The sequence below is a fragment of the Oribacterium sp. P6A1 genome (assembly GCF_000702885.1).
GTDB lineage: Bacteria > Bacillota > Clostridia > Lachnospirales > Lachnospiraceae > Oribacterium.
This window is the reverse complement of the sequence record NZ_JNKO01000002.1, coordinates 240812-264422: the sequence shown is the minus strand read 5'-3', so window position 1 is coordinate 264422 and position 23611 is coordinate 240812. Positions and strand designations below refer to the sequence as shown.

The following is a 23611-nucleotide window of genomic DNA, read 5'->3' as shown; positions in this document are numbered from 1 at the left end:
TGAAAAATCCGCTCAGAAAAGCCGGAGACCCTTCTCAGTTCTCATCCCCCATTGCTTCCAATGTGAGCATCAGCATGCTCATACTGGTAATGGCAGCAGTTTCAGTTCTGAGTATTCTCTTTCCGAGAGTAATTGGCTCGATTCCATGAGAAAGGGCATCCTCTATCTCTGCTTCCGAAAATCCGCCCTCCGGCCCTATAAATACTGCTATCCTGCCCTGTTTGGGAACCTTCTTAAGTTCCTCCATGGTATGCTTTATATTCTTTGCATTCTCATAAGGAATAAGCTTCAGATCAAAGTCCTTTACAAATTCCATAGCAGATTTCCACTTCATAACCGGCATGACCTCAGGAATGATGGAACGCTTGGACTGTTTTGCCGCAGCCTCAGCTATGGCCTGCCAGCGTTCTGTTTTCTTCTGAGCCTTTTTATCATCCAGCTTCACCACGGTATTTTTTGAATCCAGGGGAATCACAGCATGAGCTCCCAGTTCCACAGCCTTCTGAATGATAAGCTCCATCTTATCCTGCTTCGGAAGTCCCTGAAACAGATATATATCCGCAGGAAGCTCGTGGATTTCTTCAACAAAATTGATATGAAGCACCACCTCAGGATCTGAAGCTCCGGAACCTGCCGCACCGGCAGACTCTTTAATCCAGTTCTCATCATGGATTTCTTCCACTTCACACTCATAGTCCGTGCCTTCTCCGTCTGAAATAAGAACCTTTTCTCCTGTCCTTACCCGAAGCACATTCTTCAAATGGTTATAATTATCACCTGTAAGGCGTACCCTGCGGGCATCTGTATCAATATCGGATCTTTCCACAAAAAAATGGTGCATATCTACCTTCTTTTTATCAAGTACTCTTTATCAGCAGAAATCCTATAAGCTGTCAGCCCTCTAAAAGGTTCTGCTGATTATATAAAATCTTCGCTATTATAACAATTAACCGCAAAAAGTAAAATATAAAATGAGTAGGGTACTTCAGAACCACCACTTAGGCAGTACCCTCTGCAGTCTTATCTCTTTCTGAAGCTTAAATAAATATGATGAACTATGGCTGCCAGTTATCACAGCCTTAGTCAATGAATATTTTATCCTTTCCATGTAAGCATGATATGTGCTTTAAGCCTTATCACAAAAAAGCGCCGGAGAATCCTCTCCGGCACAATTCACCATATATTAGATCTCTACAGTCTCTCCGCATGCCTCGGCATAAGCCTTGAGGGCTTCCTTCTGCTTCTTATTCAGTGAAGAAGGAATGTTCACCACGATGGTAACATAGTGGTCACCGCGAACATTTGGATTGTTAAGGCTCGGAACTCCCTTGCCTCTCAGTCTTGTCTTGGTATCAGACTGTGTGCCCGGCTTTATGGCAAGCTCAACATTTCCGTCCACTGTACGGATGACCTTCTTGCCGCCGAGAGCAGCTGTTGCAAAGCTGATCTCCTCTGTTGAGTAGATGTTTGTTCCCTGACGCTTGAAGAAAGGATGCTGTGATACAGCGATATCAACAAGCAGATCACCTCTGGGACCACCGTTTGTTCCCGGATCTCCGCCGCCTGAACGACGAAGTGTCTGTCCGTCATCTATACCTGCAGGGATAGTGATCTCAATGTTTTTCTGTGTTGCAATGTAGCCTTCGCCACGGCAGTCAGGACACTTCTCCTTGACTATCTTTCCGCTTCCCTGACAGTCAGGACATGTGGTCACCTGCTGAATGGTTCCGAACATGCTCTGGCGCTGCATAACCACCTGACCGCGGCCTCCGCATCTTGAACATGTCTCAGGCTGGGTTCCAGGCTTTGCACCGGTACCGTTGCACTTTGAACATTCATCCTTGTAACGGATCTTAACAGTCTTCTTGCAGCCCTTGATAGCCTCGTCAAATGTAATGCGCACACCGGTACGTATAGACTGACCGCGGGTGGCCTGATTTGCTCCGCCGCCATAGGAAGAGAAGCCTCCTCTTCCGCCTCCGAAGCCGAAGATATCCCCGAAAATGTCGGAGAAATCCATACCTCCGAAATCAAAGCCGCCAAAGCCGCTGCTCTGACCTGCTGCTGAGTTAGGATCAAATGCAGCATGTCCGTAAGTGTCATAAGCCTTACGCTTCTGCTCATCAGAAAGCACCGCATAGGCCTCATTCGCCTCACGGAACTTTTCAGCAGCAGCATTATCTCCCGGATTGGCATCCGGATGATACTTTTTGGCAAGCTTACGGAAAGCCCTTTTAATGGTTGCATCATCAGCATTTTTATCTACGCCGAGAACCTCATAATAGTCTCGCTTCTGTTCTGCCATGTTTTACTCCTATAAACCAAAATAATCTGCATCTCAAGACCTGCTTTTGATACAGTGCCATTCCTTATGATACTCACATTAAAGAGTAATCCGGGAACCGGCTTATTCCATAATCGACATATTGCCTCCGGCGCGATGCGCCGGAGGCTTTATGAATGATACCCTACACTTTATGCCGTGTAAAGTTTTAAATTAAACTTCCTTGAAATCACCGTCAACAACATTGTCATCGGCAGGATTTGAGTTCTGCTGTGCTCCCTGTGAAGCATCTCCCTGAGCTCCTGCACCCTGAGCTGCCTGTGCCTGCTCGTAAACCTTTGAGAAGAGAGCCTGTGAAGACTTCATAAGTGTCTCCTGAGCTGCCTTGATCTTCTCTGCGCCATCCTTTGTGATGGAGTCAAGAGGATTTGCTGCAAGAACATCCTCAAGTGCCTTAAGATCAGCCTCTACCTGAGCCTTGTCAGATCCTGAAATCTTGTCACCAACATCCTCAAGTGCCTTCTTTGTCTGGAATACGATAGAATCTGCACCGTTTCTTGTCTCGATAGCTTCCTTCTTCTCCTTATCGGCAGCCTCGTACTGAGCAGCCTCCTTAACAGCCTTATCGATATCATCCTTGCTCATGTTTGATCCGGATGTGATAGTGATGTGCTGCTCCTTGCCTGTTCCCTGATCCTTAGCGGAAACATTAACGATACCGTTGGCATCGATGTCGAATGTAACCTCGATCTTAGGAGTTCCGCGTCTTGCAGGAAGGATTCCGTCAAGTCTGAACTGGCCGAGAGTCTTGTTGTCACGTGCGAACTCACGCTCACCCTGTACTACGTGGATATCTACGGCTGTCTGATTATCCTCGGCAGTTGAGAATACCTGAGACTGTCTTGTAGGAATAGTTGTGTTTCTCTTGATGAGAGGTGTAGCAACACCGCCGAGAGTCTCGATAGAAAGTGTAAGTGGTGTTACATCAAGAAGAAGGACATCACCGGCACCGGCATCACCTGCAAGCTTACCGCCCTGGATAGCTGCACCGATGGCTACGCACTCATCAGGATTGAGAGACTTGTTAGGCTCCTTGCCTGTAAGCTGCTTAACCTTCTCCTGGGCAACAGGCATACGTGTTGAACCACCTACAAGGAGAACCTTGTCAATATCAGAAGCTGTGAATCCTGCATCACGAAGAGCATTCTGTACAGGTATTGCTGTTCTCTCTGTAAGGTCAGATGTGAGCTCCTCAAACTTGGCTCTTGTAAGAGTCATATCAAGGTGCTTGGGACCCTCAGCTGTAGCTGTGATGAAAGGAAGGTTGATGTCTGTTGTTGTGGAAGCTGAAAGCTCCTTCTTAGCCTTCTCTGCTGCTTCCTTAAGTCTCTGAAGAGCCATCTTGTCAGCGCTTAAGTCTACGCCCTCAGCCTTCTTGAACTCCTCAACCATCCAGTTCTGGATACGGTTATCATAATCATCACCACCGAGACGTGTATCACCGTTTGTTGAAAGAACCTCGATTACACCGTCTCCGATATCGATGATGGAAACATCGAATGTACCGCCGCCGAGGTCATATACCATAACCTTCTGCTCGTTGCCCTCATCAAGACCGTAAGCAAGAGCTGCTGCTGTAGGCTCGTTGATGATACGCTTTACATCAAGACCTGCGATCTTTCCGGCATCCTTTGTTGCCTGACGCTGTGCATCGTTGAAGTATGCAGGAACTGTGATAACAGCCTCTGTTACCTTCTCACCGAGATAAGCCTCGGCATCAGCCTTAAGCTTCTGAAGGATCATGGCTGAAATCTCCTGAGGAGTATAGTCCTTACCGTCAATGCTTACCTTATAATCTGAACCCATATGTCTCTTGATTGAAGAAATGGTTCTGTCTGCATTTGTTACAGCCTGACGCTTTGCCGGCTCACCGACAAGTCTCTCACCGTTCTTTGTGAAAGCAACGATTGAAGGTGTTGTTCTGAGACCCTCAGCATTTGCGATAACAGTTGGCTTTCCACCTTCCATAACTGCTACACAGCTGTTTGTTGTACCTAAGTCAATACCGATAATCTTTCCCATATGATTTCTCCTTTTTATTCAAAAACAAATCTGTAATCTGTATTTACCTGTCCTCTGTTTAAGCGCCTATGGTCCCGGAGGACTTCATCGAAAAAGCTTATGCCGTTTCGTTATGAACTATTTCTTTACCTTGACCATGCTGTGTCTTACAACCTGATCTTTATAGGTATATCCCTTCTGAAGATCCTGGGTGATTGTATCCTCTTCCACATCGCTCTCTGTGTCGGTCATGACTGCGTTGTGAAGATTCGGATCGAATTTCTCACCCTCTGCCTTTATGGCCTTTACCTGGAGATCCTCAAACATCTTCTGAATCTGCTTGTATATACCCTGGATGCCCTTTGTAAAAGCATCCTCTTCATCTTCCTTTTCAACAGTTCCGAGGGCTCTCTCAAAATTATCCACTACCGGGAGAAGCTTCTCGATAACATCCCTGGCACCAAAATCAAAGTTCTGAATCTTCTCCTTATCTGTGCGCTTGCGGAAGTTATCAAACTCTGCATAGAGTCTTGTATACTTATCCTTCCAGTCAGCGATCTCCGCCTCGTACTTTTCTCTGAGCTTCTGAGTTCCGGCATCAGCCTCCTCTGCTCCTTCTTCTGCCAGAGCTTCCTCTGAAGCCTCAGCTCCTTCACTTACATCCTTTTCGCCTGCAGGCTGCTCATTAACTTCTTCTGTCTTACCCGCGTTGGTCTCTTCAGTACCCTGCTCTTCGGAAGACTGTTTCAATTCTTCGTCTTTCAAGATAACCTCCTGTTTCAAGTCCCTAAGGACCTAATATGTAAAAGCTGTCTTTACAGCATTTAAACCCTGCTACTGAAATGCCTGATCCATCTCACTCTGAAGCCTGCTCAGTATCTCAAGCACCTTCTCATAGTCCATACGCTTCGGTCCTATGACGCCGATGGTTCCCTTAAGCCCGTTGCCAAGCTCATAGCTGGCCGTTACCACGGAACAATCCGCCATGTTCTGAAGCGGTGATTCATCACCTATGTAAACCTGAATAGGTCTCCTGCCTTCTCCCTGCTCCTCAACACCCTTTACAAGGGCTGCCAGCTCGTCCTTTGTCTCAAAGGCACTTATGAGCTTTGAAGCATTGTCCGATTCGGTAAGCTCCGGATATTTGAAAATATTCGTGGCGCCTGAAGTGTAGATCTGGGAATCTCCGAACTTGATATCCAAAACATCCACGATTCCGGAAACTATAGCCTTTATGGTCTCCTTGTGACTGGTTCTGGCAAGAAGCTGTGCAAGACGTCCTTCCGTTATATCCTCAACGCAGAGTCCGCTGAGTTCATCATTGAGAAGCATGTTAATGCTTAGAACCCTGTTGAAATCAAGCTCCTCTGAGCCGTCGAGAAGAACTGTAGTTGTCTTAACGATGTTTCCCTGCATCATGATTACAAGAAGCAGTCTCTTTGAATCTACCAGTGATGTCTGAATGAACTTAATCTTGTTTGTTCTGATGGATGGTCCTGTGACCACTGCGGCATAATTGGTATTCTGGGCAAGATTCTTCACCAGAGTCTTCAGGGTAGTCTCAAGTCTGTCTACCTTTTCAAACATCTCCGTCTTTACGTCATCTATCTCATGCTGATGTGATTCCATCAGCTGATCGACATAAAAGCGGTAGCCCTTGTCGCTGGGAATGCGTCCTGCCGAAGTGTGAGGCTGAAGGATATATCCCATCTCCTCAAGATCACTCATCTCATTTCTAATGGTGGCAGAACTAAGATTTAACCCTGAATACTTACTTATGGTTCGTGAGCCCACCGGTTCTCCGGTCTCAAGATAATTTTTAATTATCGTAGTTAGGATAACGACCTTGCGTTGATCCAGTTCCATCTGTCCGCCTCCTTTGTTTTTATTCTGTTAGCACTCAAAATATTGGAGTGCTAACATCTGAGTGTTATAATACTCGCCTTACTATTTTCTGTCAAGAGCTTTAACCCGGCTGAATTGTGAAATAATGATGAAGTAACCGCTCCTAAAAAAATCCCACAAAAAAGGAGCTGTCCAAAGCAGCTCCTTCATTATCCGTATCTCTCACAGGATCATATGATTTTAAAATCCTCTTATCCGAAATACGTAATCTTTTTTCAGTTTTATGGTCATCCATTATAGACCGCAAGATAAACGTCAGCATAACGCCATCCCAGCTCTGTTACTCCGGCAGCCTCCGCATAAGTATTATAGTAAATATCAATCATATTTCCTCTTACGCCGCTTCCGATATCCTCCACAGTGTAGACCGTATTATTTATAAACACCTTTGTTCCCATGGGAAGCACCGACAGATCAGCAGCTATGGTATGATCCGCCACTGTAGGAGCTCCGGAATAAGTAACTCCGCCCCCATAGTATCCTGTTATGCAAAAGGTTCCCAAAGATGCACCCTTTACATAATGGGTGGATTCCTCCGTAACCTTGTCGCCGATAGGCGTCTCTCCCGGTCTTGCAGAAGCCTTCATCTGAGCGAGCTCTGCCAGATGAGCCGAAAGAACCTCTTCAGCATATATCTCCGACTGCATTTCTGCATCCAGCTCCGCGTCTGTAGTATTTTCCAATGAATAGCCGTTTACAAGTGAAGCATCAGTCCACTCCGAACCCGTGGGCCCGGTAACTTCAGCCGCAAGTGCAGAAGACGAAACAACCGCAGCAAACATAACTGCCGCCGCCAGCGTTTTTAATTCTGCCAGTTTCATATAAATATTTCCTCCTGAAATTGCATGACACACATCAAACTTATCATGCCTGAAAAGTATACTTATAGAGACAAATATAACCGCAAATACAGCTAAACCATAATACACATAAAAAATCAGGTCAACTTACTTTTTTATAACCAAATTGTAATATCCTCATAAATTCCGGTCATTTTCAGCAGGAAGGAAAGGGTGGCCTCATACAGTCAGAAGCAGTTCAACAGCCATACGGTCAGAAAGATTTCCGCTCTTTATGGCCTCGTCATAATCCAGGCATCTGGCCAGATAATTTTCGATTCCGTCAAGGGAATAGTGCTTTGCCTGATTCTGAAGCTTTCCCAGTATCCAGGGAGTAACACCCACATATTTCGCAGCCTCCTGCCCTGTCATGCCTCTGGTTACCGATTCCTTTGTAAGAAGGAGCTGGTTGAAATTACGTCTCATGAGGCTCAGTATCTTCATGGGAGCTTCCTGCAAGGTCAGAAGATCTCCATAGAATTTCAGTGCCTTGTCCGTGTTTCCGAGACTCATTTCAGTAATCATATCGAAAACCCTGTCCTCTACATTCTGAGAGCAGATGATTTCCACATCCTCATCTTCGATAATATCTCTTTCACCTGTATAAGCGATAAGCTTTTCCAGCTCGGAGGCTATATTATCCATACTGTTCCCTGACTTTTCAAGAACAAGATCCATAGTTGAACTTCGTATCTTCTTACCTGCATTGGAAAGATATCTGGCTGCCCATTTTCCAAGCTGACCGCGATCCTGCATTCCCATCTCGCAGGCAAATCCGTTCTTCTGTATGAGCTTGTACAGTTTCCCCCTTTTATCAACTTCGCTCTCAATAAACATCAGATGAGCAGTATCGGGATAATGCTCTATATCCTCAAGGAATTTTACAAGTTTTTCAGGGGGCGTCTTTTTAAACCACTGGCTGTCGCCAATTATCACAAGTCTTCCGTCATTATCCCCGAAGGTAAAGGGTATGGTATTCAAAAGGTCTATAAGCTCATCCACATCCGGTGCACCGTCAAAGAAAGTATATGCCATACCCTCTTCTCCTCCGAAGGCCTTTCGGAATGCCTTCTTATACGAAAGCTTGAGATATTCTTCTTCCCCGTATATAAGGTAGCAGGGCCTGAATTTACCGCTCCTAAGATCATCTCCCAGCTTTAAATATTCGTTATCATTTTCCTTTTTTCCGTAAGCCATATAGCACTCCCATCAAGAAATTAAGAGCATTATAGCAGAATGCCCGGAGATTTACGAGCCGATTAGATCTTCATCCGTAAGTCGGATCAGACAGTATAAACACGGGATTATAAATGAGTACACTAAAAGGCCGCATCCGAAGATGCGGCCTTTTCATATTTCGCTGTAACACCACCCTTAAACCGGAATAAATATTCCGTTCGTGACGTATACGTTTTTTTCTTTTATGTTCTCTTTACCGATACCGGTAATCACTCCTGAAGCGCAGGCTGAGAAAGGCTTTTATCACTCTTTGATGCAAAGCCGATGTTTCCTTTGCTTAACTCAGCCACCTCATCAAAGGTTTTCTGAACCTCCTTTGAAGGCGCAAATGTAAGAAGGGATACAACCACATTGACCAGAAGGGCAACTACAAAAGCAGGAAGCAGCTCATAGATTGCAAATACTCCACCCATTGGTGCAACGAGATATTTCCATACAAAAACCATAAGTCCGCCGGCGAACATTCCGGCTGTAGCTCCGCCTCTTGAACTTCTCTTCCAGAAAAGAGCCAGAATCATAACAGGTCCGAAGGCTGCTCCGAAGCCTGCCCATGCGAAGGATACTACTCTGAACACGCTGCTGTTTGGATCCCAGGCAAGGAATACAGCAATGATGGCGATGGCAACTACTGTGATACGCGCAACGAACATAGATGTCTTCTGATCAAGTTTTATATGGAGGAAATCTCTCATAATATCCTCTGACATACTGCTTGCTGCGGCAAGAAGCTGTGAATCAGCCGTTGACATGGTAGCTGCAAGGATACCGGCCATGATAACACCTGCAATGATTGAGAAAAACACTCCGTTCCTGCTCATGAGATCTGAAAGACGGATGATGATGGTCTCTGACTCTGCACTTGTCTCAAGGAAAGGAACCTTTCCTGTCACGGAAACACTGTAACCGATGAAGCCTATGAGAACAGCTACAGCCATGGAAAGAAATGCCCAGACTGCTGCGATACGTCTTGAAATCTTGATCTCCTCAGGATCTCTTATAGCCATGAATCTGAGAAGGATGTGGGGCATACCAAAGTATCCGAGTCCCCATGCAAGTGTTGAGACAATGGAAAGTCCTCCGAATACAGCTGCCTTTCCTGTTGTTATATCATAACCCTGTGTTAAATTCAGGTATCCCGGAAGAGCCTTTGAATTCTCGATAACCGTTCCGATTCCTCCGGCCTGGGAAATACCGAAAACGATGATTATAAGAAGCGCTATGGTCATAACAACAGACTGAATAAGGTCGGTTGTTGATACCGCAAGGAAGCCGCCGAGAACTGTGTATCCGATGATAACAGCAGCACCGAGAACCATAGCAACATGATAATCCCATCCGAAAAGACTGTTGAACAGTGTTCCGACAGCCTTAAAACCGGAAGCTGTATAAGGGATGAAGAAAATAAGGATGATCACAGCCGCCATACATGACAGTGTTCTTTTTCTGTCATCATATCTTCTTGAAAAGAAATCAGGAACGGTGTTTGCACCTATTTTCTCGGAATATATACGAAGTCTTTTTGCAACAAGAAGGAAATTGAGATAAGTTCCCACTGCAAGACCGATTACGGTCCAGCCTACCTCTGCAACTCCGGCAAGATATGCAAGGCCCGGAAGACCCATGAGAAGATATGAGCTCATATCCGAAGCTTCCGCGCTCATGGCTGTCACGATAGGATTAAGACCCCGGCCTCCCAGATAGAAATTCTCGGTATCACTGGAACCTCCCTTTCGGCTGTAGTAAACACCGATTCCGATGGTCAGCCCGAGATATGCGATAATTGCGATCAATACACACATACTTGCACTTGACATACTTTTTCTCCTTTTTGATGTCCATCCCTTGGATTTTCGCCCGGCGAAAGGATGACCCCCTGGTAAAGCTATCACTAAAGCTTCACTTATTTATTTTTCCTATATATGGTCTGTACTATATCACAACATTAATTAGACTGAAATGCAGAACGGTGTATAGACTATAGTCTATACACCGTTCATTAATAATCTAATTTTTCCTTTATTTTACTGGATTTTTCACTAGACTGACAACCGTTCGTTTCTGAGACAATAATTTAATTTTTTTCGAAACTTCTGAATCCGTCAAGAAACATAGGCATCAATCTGTCTGCATTTCTCACCAGGGAATATTCTCCGTCCTCCAGACACCAGTCGTAAAGGAGCGCCCTTTCAAACATGGCATAATCATTGACTATCTGGTTTGCGGTGACATCATCCCTCATCTCACCTCTGTCCTGTCCCTGCTTGACTATCTGCTTGATAAGCTTGAAATACATCCTTTTCCTGTCCAGCAAATGCTTCTCGCCGTGAGTGATAAGCTGAGACGAGAACATTCTTGTAAGAAGTTCTATGGATACCGAGGAATCCACCATTTCAAACAGCTCATGATTAAAGTAGATAAGCTTGTCAACAGCATTCATATCGGGATCTATAACCTCCATAAGCTCCCCATACTTCTCATCAAACAGGATACTGAGAGACCCTAAAAGCGCATCCTTGCTTTCAAAGTAGTGGTAAAAGGATCCCTTGGAGGTACCCGATTCAAAGACAATGTCATCAACAGTTGTATCATCATATCCCTGTTCATAAAACAGCTTCCACGCTGCCGAAACTATCCTCTGTTTTGTGTTTCTTCCGCTCTTCTTTGCCATTCTGTCCTCCAAAAACATTTCCTGTAATCAGGCCGTTATCAGTCCAGCAGGAAACGGCTCAGGATAACATTGGAAACATCCATACCTCTTTCCGAGAAACAGTATCTGTATCCCCGGTGAACAATCAGCCCCTGTCCCAAAAACTCTTCAAGCTGACTTCCGAATACACTCATTATATCAACCTGGAACCTCAGTTTGAACTCTGTCTCGGAAACTCCTGCAATACGCCTCAGCCCAAGAAACATGAACTCCTCCATCTGCTCATTACGGCTGAGCAAATGTCTATCGGTATGAAGCCGCGTGAAACCCTCCCGCATTTCATTCATGAAATCCAGATCCATGTAGGTTCCGAAATCCCGGGTGACATTCCATCTTTCGTTTCCGAAATAGGAGGCCGCCCCAAGTCCGAACCCAAGATAGGGAACATTGGACCAGTACCCGTAATTATGTCTGCATTCATATCCCGGCTTCGCAAAGTTTGAGACCTCATATCTCTCATAACCGTTCTTTTCCGTAAGCGAGCGGGTTATCCCGTCTATTCCTGCCGCAGTTTCCTCATCAGGAAGACTCAGTCTCCCCTCCTCATAGAGCTTCATGAAGGGCGTCCCCTCTTCTACAATAAGATTATAAATGGACACATGCTCCGGTTTAAGCATAAGTACATGCTTCATGGTATCGTTCCAGCTTTTCTCAGTCTGTCCCGGAATATCATTCATAAGGTCGATGTTAATGTTTTTGAACCCCGCCATTCTGGCATTCTGATAACATTTGAGAAAATCCTCAAATATATGTATACGTCCAAGAGTACGAAGCTCCTCATCATTTGCCGACTGAAGTCCGATGGACAGTCTGTTGATGCCCGCCTCTTTATAAGCATTGAATTTATAGCGCATGGCCGAGGCAGGATTACATTCAATGCTTATTTCCGCATCCTCCCGGACCTTATAATTTTTCCTGACAGCCTCCATGATGGCCGTAATGTGGGAAGGGTCCAGAATGGACGGCGTGCCTCCTCCTATAAATACAGTGGATATCTCATGACCGGCCCCGATGGTCCCAAAAAGTTCTATCTCGCTGCAAAGCTTTTCAACATAATCCGAATGAGCCCGAGGGTTCATAGGATAAGACAGAAAGTCACAATAATTACACTTTTTTTCGCAAAAAGGTATATGTATATACAGCTCAAGCTGCTTCTCGTCAAATGGATCGATAATTCTTCTGTCGGACATTTCCGCTCCTGTTGCCGCACTATATTAAGTATGTCACTTTGCGGCAATTTAATTTATCACAGTCATACAAAAACTTCAAATTTTATCAGGACAGCAAAAGACCTGCCGCAATGCGGCAGGTCCGTTTTATTTAAGTGATGTATATCGTGTTCTCCCGAATCTCCGGTCAGAGTCTCCAAAGTGCCCCGGAAAATCCCGTCAGAAAGATCAGCAAACGTGGTGAATCCAACCTTCCGGAGCCTCGATCTTTCCGCTCTGGATTCCGGTGATAGTGCTGTAAAGCTCACCGATAACTTCTCCGGCCTTCTCCATACCTGACGGAAGAAGAATTTCCTCTTCTCCGTTCACGATACGTCCAACAGGAGAAATAACCGCAGCTGTTCCGCAAAGACCACACTCCTTGAAGCCCTTGATCTCTTCGAACTTAACAGGTCTTTCATCAACTGTAAGATGCAGATAATGCTCAGCTATATAAACAATTGAGCGTCTTGTGATGGAAGGAAGAATAGAAGGTGACTTGGGAACCACAAGCCTGCCATCCGCATCAACGAAGATAGCATTGGAACCGCCTGTCTCTTCAACATAGCTTCTTGTTGCAGGATCAAGATAGAGATTCTCTGCATAGCCTGCCTGATGTGCAAGAACAGAGGAATGAAGACTCATGGCATAATTAAGTCCTGCCTTTACAGCACCTGTTCCGCGAGGAGCCGCTCTGTCAAAATCGGACACAAGAATAGCGATAGGAGTAGCACCGCCCTTGTAGTATGGGCCAACCGGAGTTGTAAAGATCCTGAACTGATACTCTGTAGCAGGCTTTACACCGATAACAACGCCTGTTCCAAACTCATAAGGTCTAAGATAAAGAGATGCTCCCGAACCATATGGAGGTACCCAGTCAATATTGGCCTTAACAACCTGATCCACCGCATCGATAAACTTATCCTTAGGGAACGGAGGCATCTCAATTCTCTGAGCTGATTCGTAAATTCTGTCAGCATTGAGGTCCGGACGAAAACATACAACCGAACCATCCTCCCATGTATATGCCTTCAGACCTTCAAATACCTGCTGGCAGTACTGGAGCACACATGCAGACTCATTAAGCGTCACGTTCGGATCATCAACGAGTTTTCCTTCATCCCACTTACCGTCTTTATAATTAGAAACATATCTCTTATCTGTTACGTGATAAGCAAAACCTATATTTGCCCAATCAAGGTCCTTTTTAGCCATGTTAATATTCTCCTTTCACGACGCCCCTTAACGTCGTCCGTTTCCACAAGTATAGTCTCAAAAAAAAACCTTTTCAACGAAAGAAAATACATAATATTCTTATACAAGCCATAACCTATTATGATTTTATCATTTTCTGTTTTCACCAAAAGTTATATCGAAATCTCTAATCTGTGACGGCCAACGTCCAGGAGAACGTTTGACGGCTTTATCGTGAAAAAAGACCACCCCGCATAGCGGAATGGTCTCCATAATATTTTTTATTCAGAATCCAGCTTAAGTACAGACATGAATGCGCTCTGGGGAATCTCAACATTACCGAACTGACGCATCCTGCGCTTACCTTCCTTCTGCTTTTCCAGAAGTTTCTTCTTACGTGAGATATCACCGCCGTAGCACTTTGCAAGAACGTCCTTACGAAGTGCCTTGACCGTCTCTCTGGCCTGTACATGTCCGCCTATAGCCGCCTGAATAGGAATCTCGAACAGCTGACGCGGAATCTCGTTCTTTAGCTTCTCACACATCTTCTTTCCACGCTCATAGGCTGAATCCGCATGAACGATAAAGCTCAAAGCATCTATTATCTGCTTGTTTACAAGGATATCCAGCTTCACCATCTTACTGGTCTGATAACCCTTAAGTTCATAATCGAAAGAAGCATATCCTTTTGAACGTGACTTAATGGCATCGAAGAAGTCGTAAATGATCTCATTAAGCGGCATATCATACTTAAGTATGGCTCTGTTTGCCTCAATATACTCAGTACTCTTGTATACACCACGACGTTCCTGACAGAGAGTCATGATAGAACCCATAAACTCAGGTGTGACCATGATCTCCGCCTCTACTACAGGCTCCTCCATATGATCTATTTCGGAAGGATCCGGAAGGTTTGCCGGATTGGAAAGCTCTATCATGGTGCCGTCTGTCTTATATATGTGGTAGACAACCGACGGTGCTGTGGTTACGAGGTCAAGATTGTACTCTCTTTCCAGACGTTCCTGAACCACATCAAGATGAAGAAGTCCCAGGAAACCGCATCGGAAACCAAAGCCAAGGGCCTGTGAGGTCTCAGGCTCATACTGAAGAGCCGCATCATTTAACTGAAGCTTTTCAAGAGCGTCCCTCAGATCAGGGTATCTCATGGTGTCCGCAGGATAGATTCCGCAGTAAACCATGGACTGGACCTTCTTGTATCCCGGAAGGGGTTTGTCCGCAGGGCGATTTGCATCGGTAACGGTATCACCGACACGGGTCTCACGGATATCCTTGATGGATGCGGTAATGTATCCAACCATTCCCGCTGTCAGCTCCTCACACGGAATAAATCTTCCCGGCGCGAAATAGCCAACCTCCGTAACATCGAACTCAGCCTTACTTGCCATGAGCCTGATTCGTGTTCCCACCTTGACTGTACCCTCCTTTACGCGACAGAAAATGATAACTCCGCGGTAGTTGTCGTAAAGAGAGTCAAAGATGAGGGCCTGAAGAGGATTTTCCGGTGAGCCCTCGGGGGCAGGAAGCTTCTTGACCAGCGCCTCAAGAACATCCTGAACATTTTCACCTGTCTTGGCTGAAATCCTCGGCGCGTCCATGGCCTCGATTCCGATGACATCCTCAACCTCTTCAGCAACACGGTCAGGATCTGCGGATGGAAGGTCTATCTTATTGATAACCGGAAGTATCTCCAGATCATGATCAAGCGCAAGGTAAGTATTGGCCAGGGTCTGGGCCTGAATACCCTGTGTGGCATCAACTATAAGTATGGCACCGTCACAGGCCGCAAGGGCACGGGATACCTCATAGTTAAAGTCTACATGCCCCGGTGTGTCGATAAGATTGAAGATATACTCCTCGCCATCCTTTGCGGTATATATGACTCTTGTGGTCTGAGACTTGATGGTGATTCCGCGTTCTCTCTCGATATCCATGTTATCGAGGACCTGGGACTGCATCTCTCTTTCGGTAAGTGTACCCGTCATCTCGATGATACGGTCTGCCAATGTCGACTTACCATGATCGATATGAGCTATGATACAGAAGTTTCTGATTTTTGACTGATCAATGTTTTTAATATCTGCCATCTTTTTTCCTATTTTAATTTTATTTCTTCGTTTTTGTGCAAATATACTATCATATTGTGACACTTTTTGCCAACATAATCATTTTATTCTCTTGACACGATTATGGCTTTTATATATGATAGTTGAGCGTGTTTTCAAACTGTCCGTGTCCGGTATTTGAAAACAGCATAAAAAAGATATTGATATCATTATGAAAGGAGATATTTCCAATGGCAAACATTAAATCCGCTAAGAAGAGAATCCTTGTTGCAGCTACAAGATATGAGCGTAACAAGTCAATTCGTTCAGAAGTTAAGACATACATCAAGAGAGTATACGCAGCAGTAGAGGCTGGTGATAAGGCTAAGGCTCAGGATGCTCTTAAGATGGCTCAGAAGAAGATCAGCATGGCTCACAGCAAGGGCGTTCTTAAGTCAAACAACGCTTCAAGAAAGGTTGCTAAGCTTTATAAGGCTGTTGATGCAATGAACTAATATACTATGATCCGGAAATCTTTGATCAGGATTTCTGCTTTTCAAGTCGTTCTTGAAATAAAAAACTTTGTAAGTAACGTTACTCACAAAGACCAGCGGTTGACCCACCGCTGGTTTTTTTAGTGCATAAAGCCCTGTCGCAAAACAAAAACGGACTGAACGCTTGCGTTCAAGGACGTATTTGTTTTAGCGACGCTAACAGAAATGAGGAAGTAGGCCGACAGGCCGGATTCCGAATTTCTGCAGCATGACGAAAGCGTCAGCGAAGTCATGCGTGGGGCTTTATGCACTTTTTTATTCAGCCCCCCATGGTACAAGCGCGTCAGCGCGAAGCCATGCGTAGGACTTTATGCACTTTTTTATTCAGGCCCCATGGCACAAGCGCTCAGCACATAGCCATGGGCAGGACTTTATGCCCCTGGCTCATTTTCTCATGGGATAATATATTTCATACCCCTCCCCATCACTCACTATTCGTATTTCTCCCGTCTTAGCGGTTTCAACAGGCTCTGTTCCGAATTCCTTCAGTATCTCCAATGTTTCTTTATGGGGATGCCCGTAATCGTTGTCCCGTCCATAGCTTATGATCCCATACTCCGGTCTCATTCTTTCCAACAGCTCAAAAGATGTGGAAGTAGAACTGCCATGATGCCCGAGTTTAAGAACATCAATATCGAAAACATCATCTCCATGTACTCCTCCATCATCTTCATACGCACCATATTTCTTTGTCTCCCCTTTTATGTTCATCTGTTCCATATATTCAAGCATCTTAAATTCGCATTCTTTATCCATATCTCCGGTGAAAAGCATGTTAAAATCCCCATATAAGAGAAGCATACCTATGGAATGGCTGTTAGCCTCGGAAATATATTCATCATCCGGAGGATAAAGTCCCGAAATCATAAGCCGCTCTGTTTCCAGCACGCTGCCGGCCCCGAAATATCCTACCTTTGTACCTTTCTTTGCAGAAGCAGCCCGTATCTTGTCATACCTCTTGTCCTTCACCGCAGAAGGGGGCAGAAAAAGTTCTTTCACACACAGCTCATTTTCTCCCTCAAGTATATCCAGGATTCCACTGTAATGATCCGAATCGCAGTGCGTTATGAATGCAGCGTCTATTACATCAATTGCCTGTGATTGAAGATACGGTATCAGCCTGTTCTCCGCCAGCTTTTTCTCCGAGCTGGAACCTCCGTCCACGGTTATAACCAGGCCATCGCACCTTATGATGCTTCCGTCTCCCTGTCCCACATCCAAAACGGTAATTTCAAGCCCCCCGGGACTTCCGGGTATCAGTCCATAAACAGCAATAAGGATAACAATTCCGGATATCATCGGCATATATCTGTATAGCTTTGCCCATCCTCCTTTAAGAAAATCCTTCTTTTTCATATCCTTAAGAAAGAGGACAATCATCACTGTACCAAAAATAACGGAATAATATAATATGATGCCGGCTTCCGCAGGTCTTCCCAGCAAAAGTGAAGCATATGGAATTTCAGATATCTTTCTGCAAAGTTCAGTATAGAATCCGAGTATATAGTGCCCTGAGCCTATTGCCGCCATACTGAGGGTTACGGACAGCACAGAAACCGCCACGGCAAGGAACCCGCTGTATATAACACAGCCCATGAAGGGAAGGACAATAAAATTAAGAAAAATCCCATAAGCCGGAAATCTGAAAAAATGATATAAAACCGGCGGCAATGTGCATATCTGTAAAACCAAAGACATATAGATACCGTTCAGAACTTCGTTCTTTGGACGGGGAAGCTCTAAACCTATTCCCAGGGACAGAACCGCCATGAAGCTAAGCTGAAACCCTGAGGAAAATATGATATAGGGTTCCTCCACCACAAGTATCAGACAGGCAAGTGAAAGGGCAGTCAGCATATCGTAGCTCCTGCCAATGGCATCACCCAGAAATTTCATCAGGAGCATAATCACTGCCCTCATGGCAGATCCGGAGCTCCCTGTAAATATTCCGTAGCTGATCACCAGGACGGAAGCAGCTACCCCTGCCGGCTTCTTTCCTGCGCCAAGCTTTCGCAAAAGTTCATGAAATCCGGCTCCGATTATGGATAAATGAAGACCGGAAACCGCCAGTATGTGGGCTATTCCGTTCCTCTGATACAGCTCTCTTATTTCCTTATCCATAAAGGACTTTTCTCCCGCAAGAAGGGCCTTGTATATCCCTGAATCCTCTTCTTCCGTTATTTCATCAAGGATTCCGCACACTCTCATCCTTATCTTCTGAAGTCCCGTTTCGAAAGGCTCCGGCTCTCCACCTGTCACTTCCAGCCTTTCACCGTACATGGAGCCGCTTATTCCCACAGATCTGTAGTAAAGTCCGAAATCAAACTCCCCCTCATTGTGAGGGGCCTCGGAAGCAATCATCTTCCCGTATACTTCCACAGCCTCCCCGGGATAGGGGCCTTTTCCTTCCGGCACCTCGTCAGAATGAAACAATCCTTCCGGACCGGCTTCGCCACTGCCTCCCGAATCTCCCTCAGGTCTCAGGGATGTCTCAGCTCCTCCCCTTTTCAGGTACACCATGACTCTTCCCACATCTCTGTCATATCGCCTTTTCAGCTCCTCAGGCGCATCCGTTGCCAATGTCTCTGCCCTGCCATAGGCATTGGAAAGCTTTCCGTTCCTTATTACCAGCCTGTCATTTTTATCCGAAACACTGAAGCTCTCCACTATGCCTCTCAGAACCACATTCTGCTCACCGAACTCTTCTATAGTGCTTTTGTGAGTCTCCATACCGTAAAACTCATATCCGTACCTTAGCACCCCAAGAAGCAGCACTACAAAAAGAAGTGCGCCTGCACCCCTACTCAGCCTTTTACTTTTGCATCCATGGAAAATGATTCCGCAGAAAAGAACTCCCGCAGCTGTTCTGAAACAGACCCCCGCATCAACTGCCGTTACACACACTCCAAGTACGAACACCAACGCAATCAGAAGCATAGGTCTTTTATAATTCATAGGTTTATATCGTAACAGAAAGAAAACCCGGCTGCAAGGATCTTTTATATCATCCACACAGCCGGGTTTTGTATTTTACTTTAGTTCCTCCGGACGCTCTATAACAGCGGCTCCAAGACCGTTCTGACCGATATGGCAGCTGATAAGAAGTGACAGCGGTGCCACAATGATCTCAGCATTGAGACGGTCCGGAAATTCAGTCTTGATTTCCTCCGCAAAGGCCTCTGCCTGCTCAGGATTGTCAGTATAGGCAACGCAGACATAGCAGTTGTTCATATCCTTGTCACCGAGACGCTCTGAAAGCTCGTTCTTGAGTCCCCTGATGATAGACTCTCTGACCTGCTTTGTAGTTCTTACCTTGGTGTAGGAATCAAGCTTTCCTCCGTATGTAATACCAAGAACAGGCTTGATATGAAGCAGAGTTCCTATGGCAGCCGCAACAGGAGTTATACGTCCGCCCTTCTTAAGATACTTCAGGGTATCAACTCCGATATAGATCTGGTTGCTCTCAGACTCACGATTTATGATGTCACAGATAGCCTGTCCGTCATAGCCCTTTTCAGCAAGCTCATTGGCAAAGATGCAGTACTGTCTCTGAGTAACGGAAACTCCCTTGTCATCAGGAACAAATACCTTTCCTTCATATTTATCCTCATGACTCAGCATCATAGCAGTCTGTGTCGAACCCGAAAGTCCTGATGTGAGCGGAATATGCACCACCTGGTCGCAGGTCTCCAGAAGCTCATCCCATACCTTCATTACATCCTCGGGACTTGGCTGGGACGTTGCAACATCACAATCATCCTGAAGCTTCTCAAAGAATTCCTCTCTGGTAATGTTTACACCCTCAAAATATTCCTGTCCATCTATGCGGAATGGCATGGGAACCACACGTATCCCCAGCTTCATGCCTTCTTCCTGTGTAATACCGCTTCCGGAGTCTGTTGAAACCCCAATTCTCATAAACTACACCTCTTATCGTTCCTAATGTCAGTCCTTTTATGCTCAATAAATCATATTTTACGAAGAACTGCAATCCATGACAAGTCTCTTGTGACCCGCCACTTTCAAAAAAAGCATCTTATAGGCGAAGCGGATGCCTCTCACGAAACACCCGCTCTTATATTTAGTATTATAAACAACGTTTATAGCTCAAACGTAACCCTAAAATAATACTATAATATTCACTTTTCTGCAATAAGAGATTTTCCTGTCATTTCCTCCGGCTGCTCGATACCCATCATCTGAAGAAGTGTAGGAGCAAGATCGCAAAGGGCACCACCCTCACGAAGCTTCCAGTCAGGATTTGAATTGATTAGCATGAACGGAACAGGATTTGTTGTATGGGCTGTCCACGGCTCACCTGTCTCATAATTGATCATCATGTCAGCATTACCGTGATCCGCGCAGATGATCATCTGTCCGCCGGCTTCCTTAAGAGCGTCAACAACCTTGCCCACAGCCTCATCAACAACCTCAATAGCCTTTACAGCGGATGGGATAACTCCTGTATGTCCGACCATATCGGGATTTGCAAAGTTGGCGATGATCATGTCATACTTTTCTGACTTTATGGCATCACAAAGCTTCTCACAAACCTCCGGGCATGACATCTGAGGCTTAAGATCATAAGTAGGAACGTCCTTAGGTGAAGGAACGAGAACCCTGTCTTCTCCCTCATTCGGTTCCTCGACACCGCCGTTAAAGAAGAATGTTACATGTGCATACTTCTCTGTCTCTGCGATACGAAGCTGCTTAAGTCCAAGGGATGAAACATACTCTCCGAGAGTCTTTGAAATGGACTGCTTAGGGAAAGCGATCTCCTTGTTCGGGATGGTCGGATCATAATCTGTGAAACAAACGAACTTTGTATCAAGTCTCTTTCCTCTCTCAAAGAAATCGAATTCATCATCACAGAAGCAGTGAGTCATCTCACGTGCACGGTCCGGGCGGAAATTGTAGAAGATGCAGGAATCTCCGTCCTCAATCACATGTACAGGCTTTCCATCCTTCTCGATAACGCATGGAACAACGAACTCATCGAGAACATCCTTGTCATAGGACTGCTGTATAGCCTTAAATGCTGAAGGAGCCTTGTCTCCCTCTCCCTTTGTCATAGCATCATATGCCTTAACCACTCTGTCATAGTTCTTGTCACGGTCCATAGCATAGTAACGTCCCGAAATCATAGCGATCTCACCCACGCCAAGCTCTGCCATCTTCTCCTCAACCTGAACAAGAAAGCTCTTTCCTGAATCAGGCGGTGTATCACGGCCGTCAAGGAATGCATAAAGGTAAACCTTCTTAAGACCGTTTCTCTTTGCAAGTTCAAGAATACCGTAGATGTGCTCTATATGTGAATGTACACCACCGTCGGAAACAAGACCGAACATGTTAAGTGCTGAATCGTTCTTCTTACAGTTCTCAACTGCACTGAGAAGTGCCGGGTTTGTGTAGAAATCCCCGTCCTGAATAGACTTTGTTATCCTGGTGAGATCCTGATAAATAATACGGCCTGCGCCCATGTTCATGTGTCCGACCTCTGAATTACCCATCTGTCCGTCGGGAAGACCTACGTAAAGGCCTGATGCCTGTCCCTGAACAAAGGGATACTCGGCCTGAAGCTTATCCATAACAGGAGTGTTAGCCATAGCGATGGCATTTCCCTCAGGATTCGGATTTATTCCGTAACCATCAAGTATCAGTAGTACTACAGGTTTCTTATCTGTCATAGTAACCATCCTTCTATAAAATACATATAAATAAAAACTATAAGTATAATGCGGGTGTCAATGTTTATCCCACTCGCTTTTGATACTCCGGTCCGGTACCCCGGGTAAAATATCTGCCAGTCACAGAGGCACCTGAACCTCACATCAGTTTATTACAAATGCCCCGGAGCGTCAATTACCCGGGGCAAACTTTGTTAAAAAATATACAATTCTGTATCCGATACCTTAAATCAAACCTTCTCATTCATCAGATACATCTCAGGTGAACCGCACTTCTCGATGTATCTAAGCTGATACTGCCTTATCTTCATCTCTATCTGAGGATCCAGTTTTGTCTCTTTCGGTATCTGCTTTATTATCTCATTCATGTCCTCCATAAGAAGGGAAATGTTCATGTTCTGGGTAACTATGACCTGTGCCATACTGCGTATCATCCCAACCATATTGCTGCGATTGTCACTAAGAAACTGCTCAAGCTGATCTTCACCTACCCTGAGAAGCAATGAGTCCTCGATGGCAACTGCAGTATACACCTGAGGTTTTCCTGTAAGCATGGAAACCTCCCCAAAAAATTTGCCCTCACTAAGGACTCCCAGGATATTCTCATGTTCCTCCCCGAAACTTACATAGAGAGCCACCTTACCCTTCAGTACCTTGTACATATACGGGTCGGTCTGATTTTCATGAAATATCACATCCCCGTCCTTAAAACGCTTCATATTTCCGCCATTCCCCTCATTTCCCATACATCATTTCCTCTCTCAGTCTGAAAAAGCTTTCTTACATGCTCCATGTATAGATTTTAACACTATTTTAAACTAGAAATTATTTTCTTTTTTTCTTAAAAATGCATCATTTTTTCGTATCGATTAACTGCAGAACGGAAATTTCTTTTTATTTTGTTTTTGCTTGCGCATGTGTATTTTATTTGATACAATTAAGTCAGTTGAAGGAGATGTGGCGAGTGCTTCACAAATCCCAGACGTCGTGTAGATAAGAACGGTAGATGAAATGGCGTGTGCTTCATTGATTCGAGGTTCTTATTTTTGTATATATATTTTTTCATCAATTTCACGAATATAAAAAGGAAGGCCCCCTAAGCCTTCCTTTAATTGAATCACCATTATTCAAATTCATGAACCGACAGCTTTGTGATAAATCCATCGGCATCCACTTCCGTCGCACATCCTATAGTACAAAGGGACGGACTCTCTGACCAGTAAAGTGATCCCTGATAAAGGGAACCATACATCAGGTATATCTGTTCTGCTGTCTTAATGGAACTGGCACCTGTATTGTAATCATAAAAATCCACTGTAGCACTCTTTCTCACATAGATGGGGCCTGATGCTATAGTCTCATATCCATGCTCACCGTACTGGTCAAAAACAGCGCCTTCCACAACAGCATTCGGAATCTCATAGTATGTTCCGCAATCATGAATTACATTATCCCTGCTCTCTATGATCTGTACTGCCCTGCCGTTATAGCTCAGAGTTTTCTCTCCATAATTTATTTCATCATTTACCACAGGAGAATTGTAAATAGTCAGTCCGAGGGAGCTGACAGGATTCTCCACAGCTGAAAGATTCGCTCCTCTGCCATCCCAGCATCCGTCCGTTCCAACATAGTAACCGTCCGGTGTGTAGGTATTTGTGAGCATGATACCGTCACTTCCTAAATAATAATTGCCAACCCAGCGATTCTTTACAAAATCTCCGTTATCATCCTGATAGCACCAATAGTCTCCGGCCTTTAACCACTGACCCGCCATGGACGTCATGGCACAAACCGCAGAAAGTGCTGCAACCGCAAGCAAAAGCTTTATAGTTTTACTTCTCAATTTTAACCTCCCTTTTAGAAAAGGCGT

General features: G+C 45.1%; 18 protein-coding genes. 1 reads left to right on the top strand and 17 read right to left on the bottom strand.

What is annotated here, in order from left to right; translation table 11 throughout:
- Positions 1–34: 34 nt before the first annotated feature.
- The 12 genes from T515_RS02450 to lepA all read right to left on the bottom strand — a co-directional run bounded on the left by T515_RS02450 (position 35) and on the right by lepA (position 15533).
- The gene (locus tag T515_RS02450) at positions 35–841 is read right to left on the bottom strand and encodes a 16S rRNA (uracil(1498)-N(3))-methyltransferase (RefSeq protein ID WP_036607106.1); all 807 of its coding nucleotides are present in this window, start codon (positions 839–841) and stop codon (positions 35–37) included.
- 342 nt (positions 842–1183) lie between these two features.
- Positions 1184–2305 carry a molecular chaperone DnaJ gene (gene dnaJ / locus T515_RS02445; protein ID WP_036607104.1) on the bottom strand — a complete coding sequence of 374 codons (1122 nt, stop codon included), beginning with the start codon at positions 2303–2305 and terminating at the stop codon, positions 1184–1186.
- A 192-nt stretch (positions 2306–2497) separates the two neighbouring features.
- Positions 2498–4366 (bottom strand): molecular chaperone DnaK, encoded by a 1869-nt coding sequence (gene dnaK / locus T515_RS02440; RefSeq protein ID WP_036607101.1) that lies wholly within the window; start codon positions 4364–4366, stop codon positions 2498–2500.
- Between the two features lie 117 nt (positions 4367–4483).
- A complete protein-coding gene (gene grpE / locus T515_RS02435) occupies positions 4484–5110 on the bottom strand; it encodes a nucleotide exchange factor GrpE (protein ID WP_242839311.1) in 627 nt (208 codons plus the stop codon).
- A 69-nt stretch (positions 5111–5179) separates the two neighbouring features.
- Positions 5180–6211, bottom strand: a complete 1032-nt coding sequence (gene hrcA, locus T515_RS02430; protein WP_036607097.1) for a heat-inducible transcriptional repressor HrcA — start codon at positions 6209–6211, stop codon at positions 5180–5182.
- 266 nt (positions 6212–6477) lie between these two features.
- Complete coding sequence (locus tag T515_RS16305) at positions 6478–7071, bottom strand: 3D domain-containing protein (protein WP_051671350.1); 594 nt, start codon at positions 7069–7071, stop codon at positions 6478–6480.
- A 198-nt stretch (positions 7072–7269) separates the two neighbouring features.
- The gene (holA, locus tag T515_RS02420) at positions 7270–8286 is read right to left on the bottom strand and encodes a DNA polymerase III subunit delta (protein WP_051671349.1); all 1017 of its coding nucleotides are present in this window, start codon (positions 8284–8286) and stop codon (positions 7270–7272) included.
- A gap of 251 nt (positions 8287–8537) precedes the next feature.
- Entirely contained in the window at positions 8538–10142 is a 1605-nt protein-coding gene (locus T515_RS02415; protein WP_036607094.1) for a sodium/proline symporter, read from the bottom strand.
- A 257-nt stretch (positions 10143–10399) separates the two neighbouring features.
- A complete protein-coding gene (locus T515_RS02410; protein WP_036607092.1) occupies positions 10400–10996 on the bottom strand; it encodes a TetR/AcrR family transcriptional regulator in 597 nt (198 codons plus the stop codon).
- A gap of 38 nt (positions 10997–11034) precedes the next feature.
- Positions 11035–12225, bottom strand: coding sequence for a radical SAM family heme chaperone HemW (gene hemW / locus T515_RS02405; protein WP_051671348.1), 1191 nt, complete (start codon positions 12223–12225; stop codon positions 11035–11037).
- Positions 12226–12432: 207 nt separating this feature from the next.
- Entirely contained in the window at positions 12433–13458 is a 1026-nt protein-coding gene (locus T515_RS02400) for a branched-chain amino acid aminotransferase (RefSeq protein WP_036607091.1), read from the bottom strand.
- A 260-nt stretch (positions 13459–13718) separates the two neighbouring features.
- Complete coding sequence (gene lepA, locus T515_RS02395) at positions 13719–15533, bottom strand: translation elongation factor 4 (RefSeq protein ID WP_081832632.1); 1815 nt, start codon at positions 15531–15533, stop codon at positions 13719–13721.
- A gap of 218 nt (positions 15534–15751) precedes the next feature.
- On the opposite strand from lepA, the gene rpsT reads away from it, so the two are divergent.
- Complete coding sequence (gene rpsT, locus T515_RS02390) at positions 15752–16015, top strand: 30S ribosomal protein S20 (RefSeq protein ID WP_036607087.1); 264 nt, start codon at positions 15752–15754, stop codon at positions 16013–16015.
- Positions 16016–16438: 423 nt separating this feature from the next.
- Here the strand turns inward: rpsT and T515_RS02385 are convergent, their stop codons facing one another.
- The 5 genes from T515_RS02385 to T515_RS17840 form a co-directional block, all read right to left on the bottom strand.
- The gene (locus T515_RS02385; RefSeq protein WP_155988237.1) at positions 16439–19009 is read right to left on the bottom strand and encodes a ComEC/Rec2 family competence protein; all 2571 of its coding nucleotides are present in this window, start codon (positions 19007–19009) and stop codon (positions 16439–16441) included.
- 75 nt (positions 19010–19084) lie between these two features.
- Positions 19085–19972: a DegV family protein gene (locus T515_RS02380; protein WP_036607082.1), complete on the bottom strand. Its 888-nt coding sequence runs from the start codon at positions 19970–19972 to the stop codon at positions 19085–19087.
- Between the two features lie 221 nt (positions 19973–20193).
- Positions 20194–21741, bottom strand: coding sequence for a 2,3-bisphosphoglycerate-independent phosphoglycerate mutase (gpmI, locus tag T515_RS02375; RefSeq protein ID WP_036607081.1), 1548 nt, complete (start codon positions 21739–21741; stop codon positions 20194–20196).
- 230 nt (positions 21742–21971) lie between these two features.
- Positions 21972–22487 (bottom strand): cyclic nucleotide-binding domain-containing protein, encoded by a 516-nt coding sequence (locus T515_RS02370; protein WP_036607079.1) that lies wholly within the window; start codon positions 22485–22487, stop codon positions 21972–21974.
- Between the two features lie 377 nt (positions 22488–22864).
- Entirely contained in the window at positions 22865–23584 is a 720-nt protein-coding gene (locus T515_RS17840) for a hypothetical protein (RefSeq protein WP_051671347.1), read from the bottom strand.
- Positions 23585–23611: the final 27 nt, after the last annotated feature.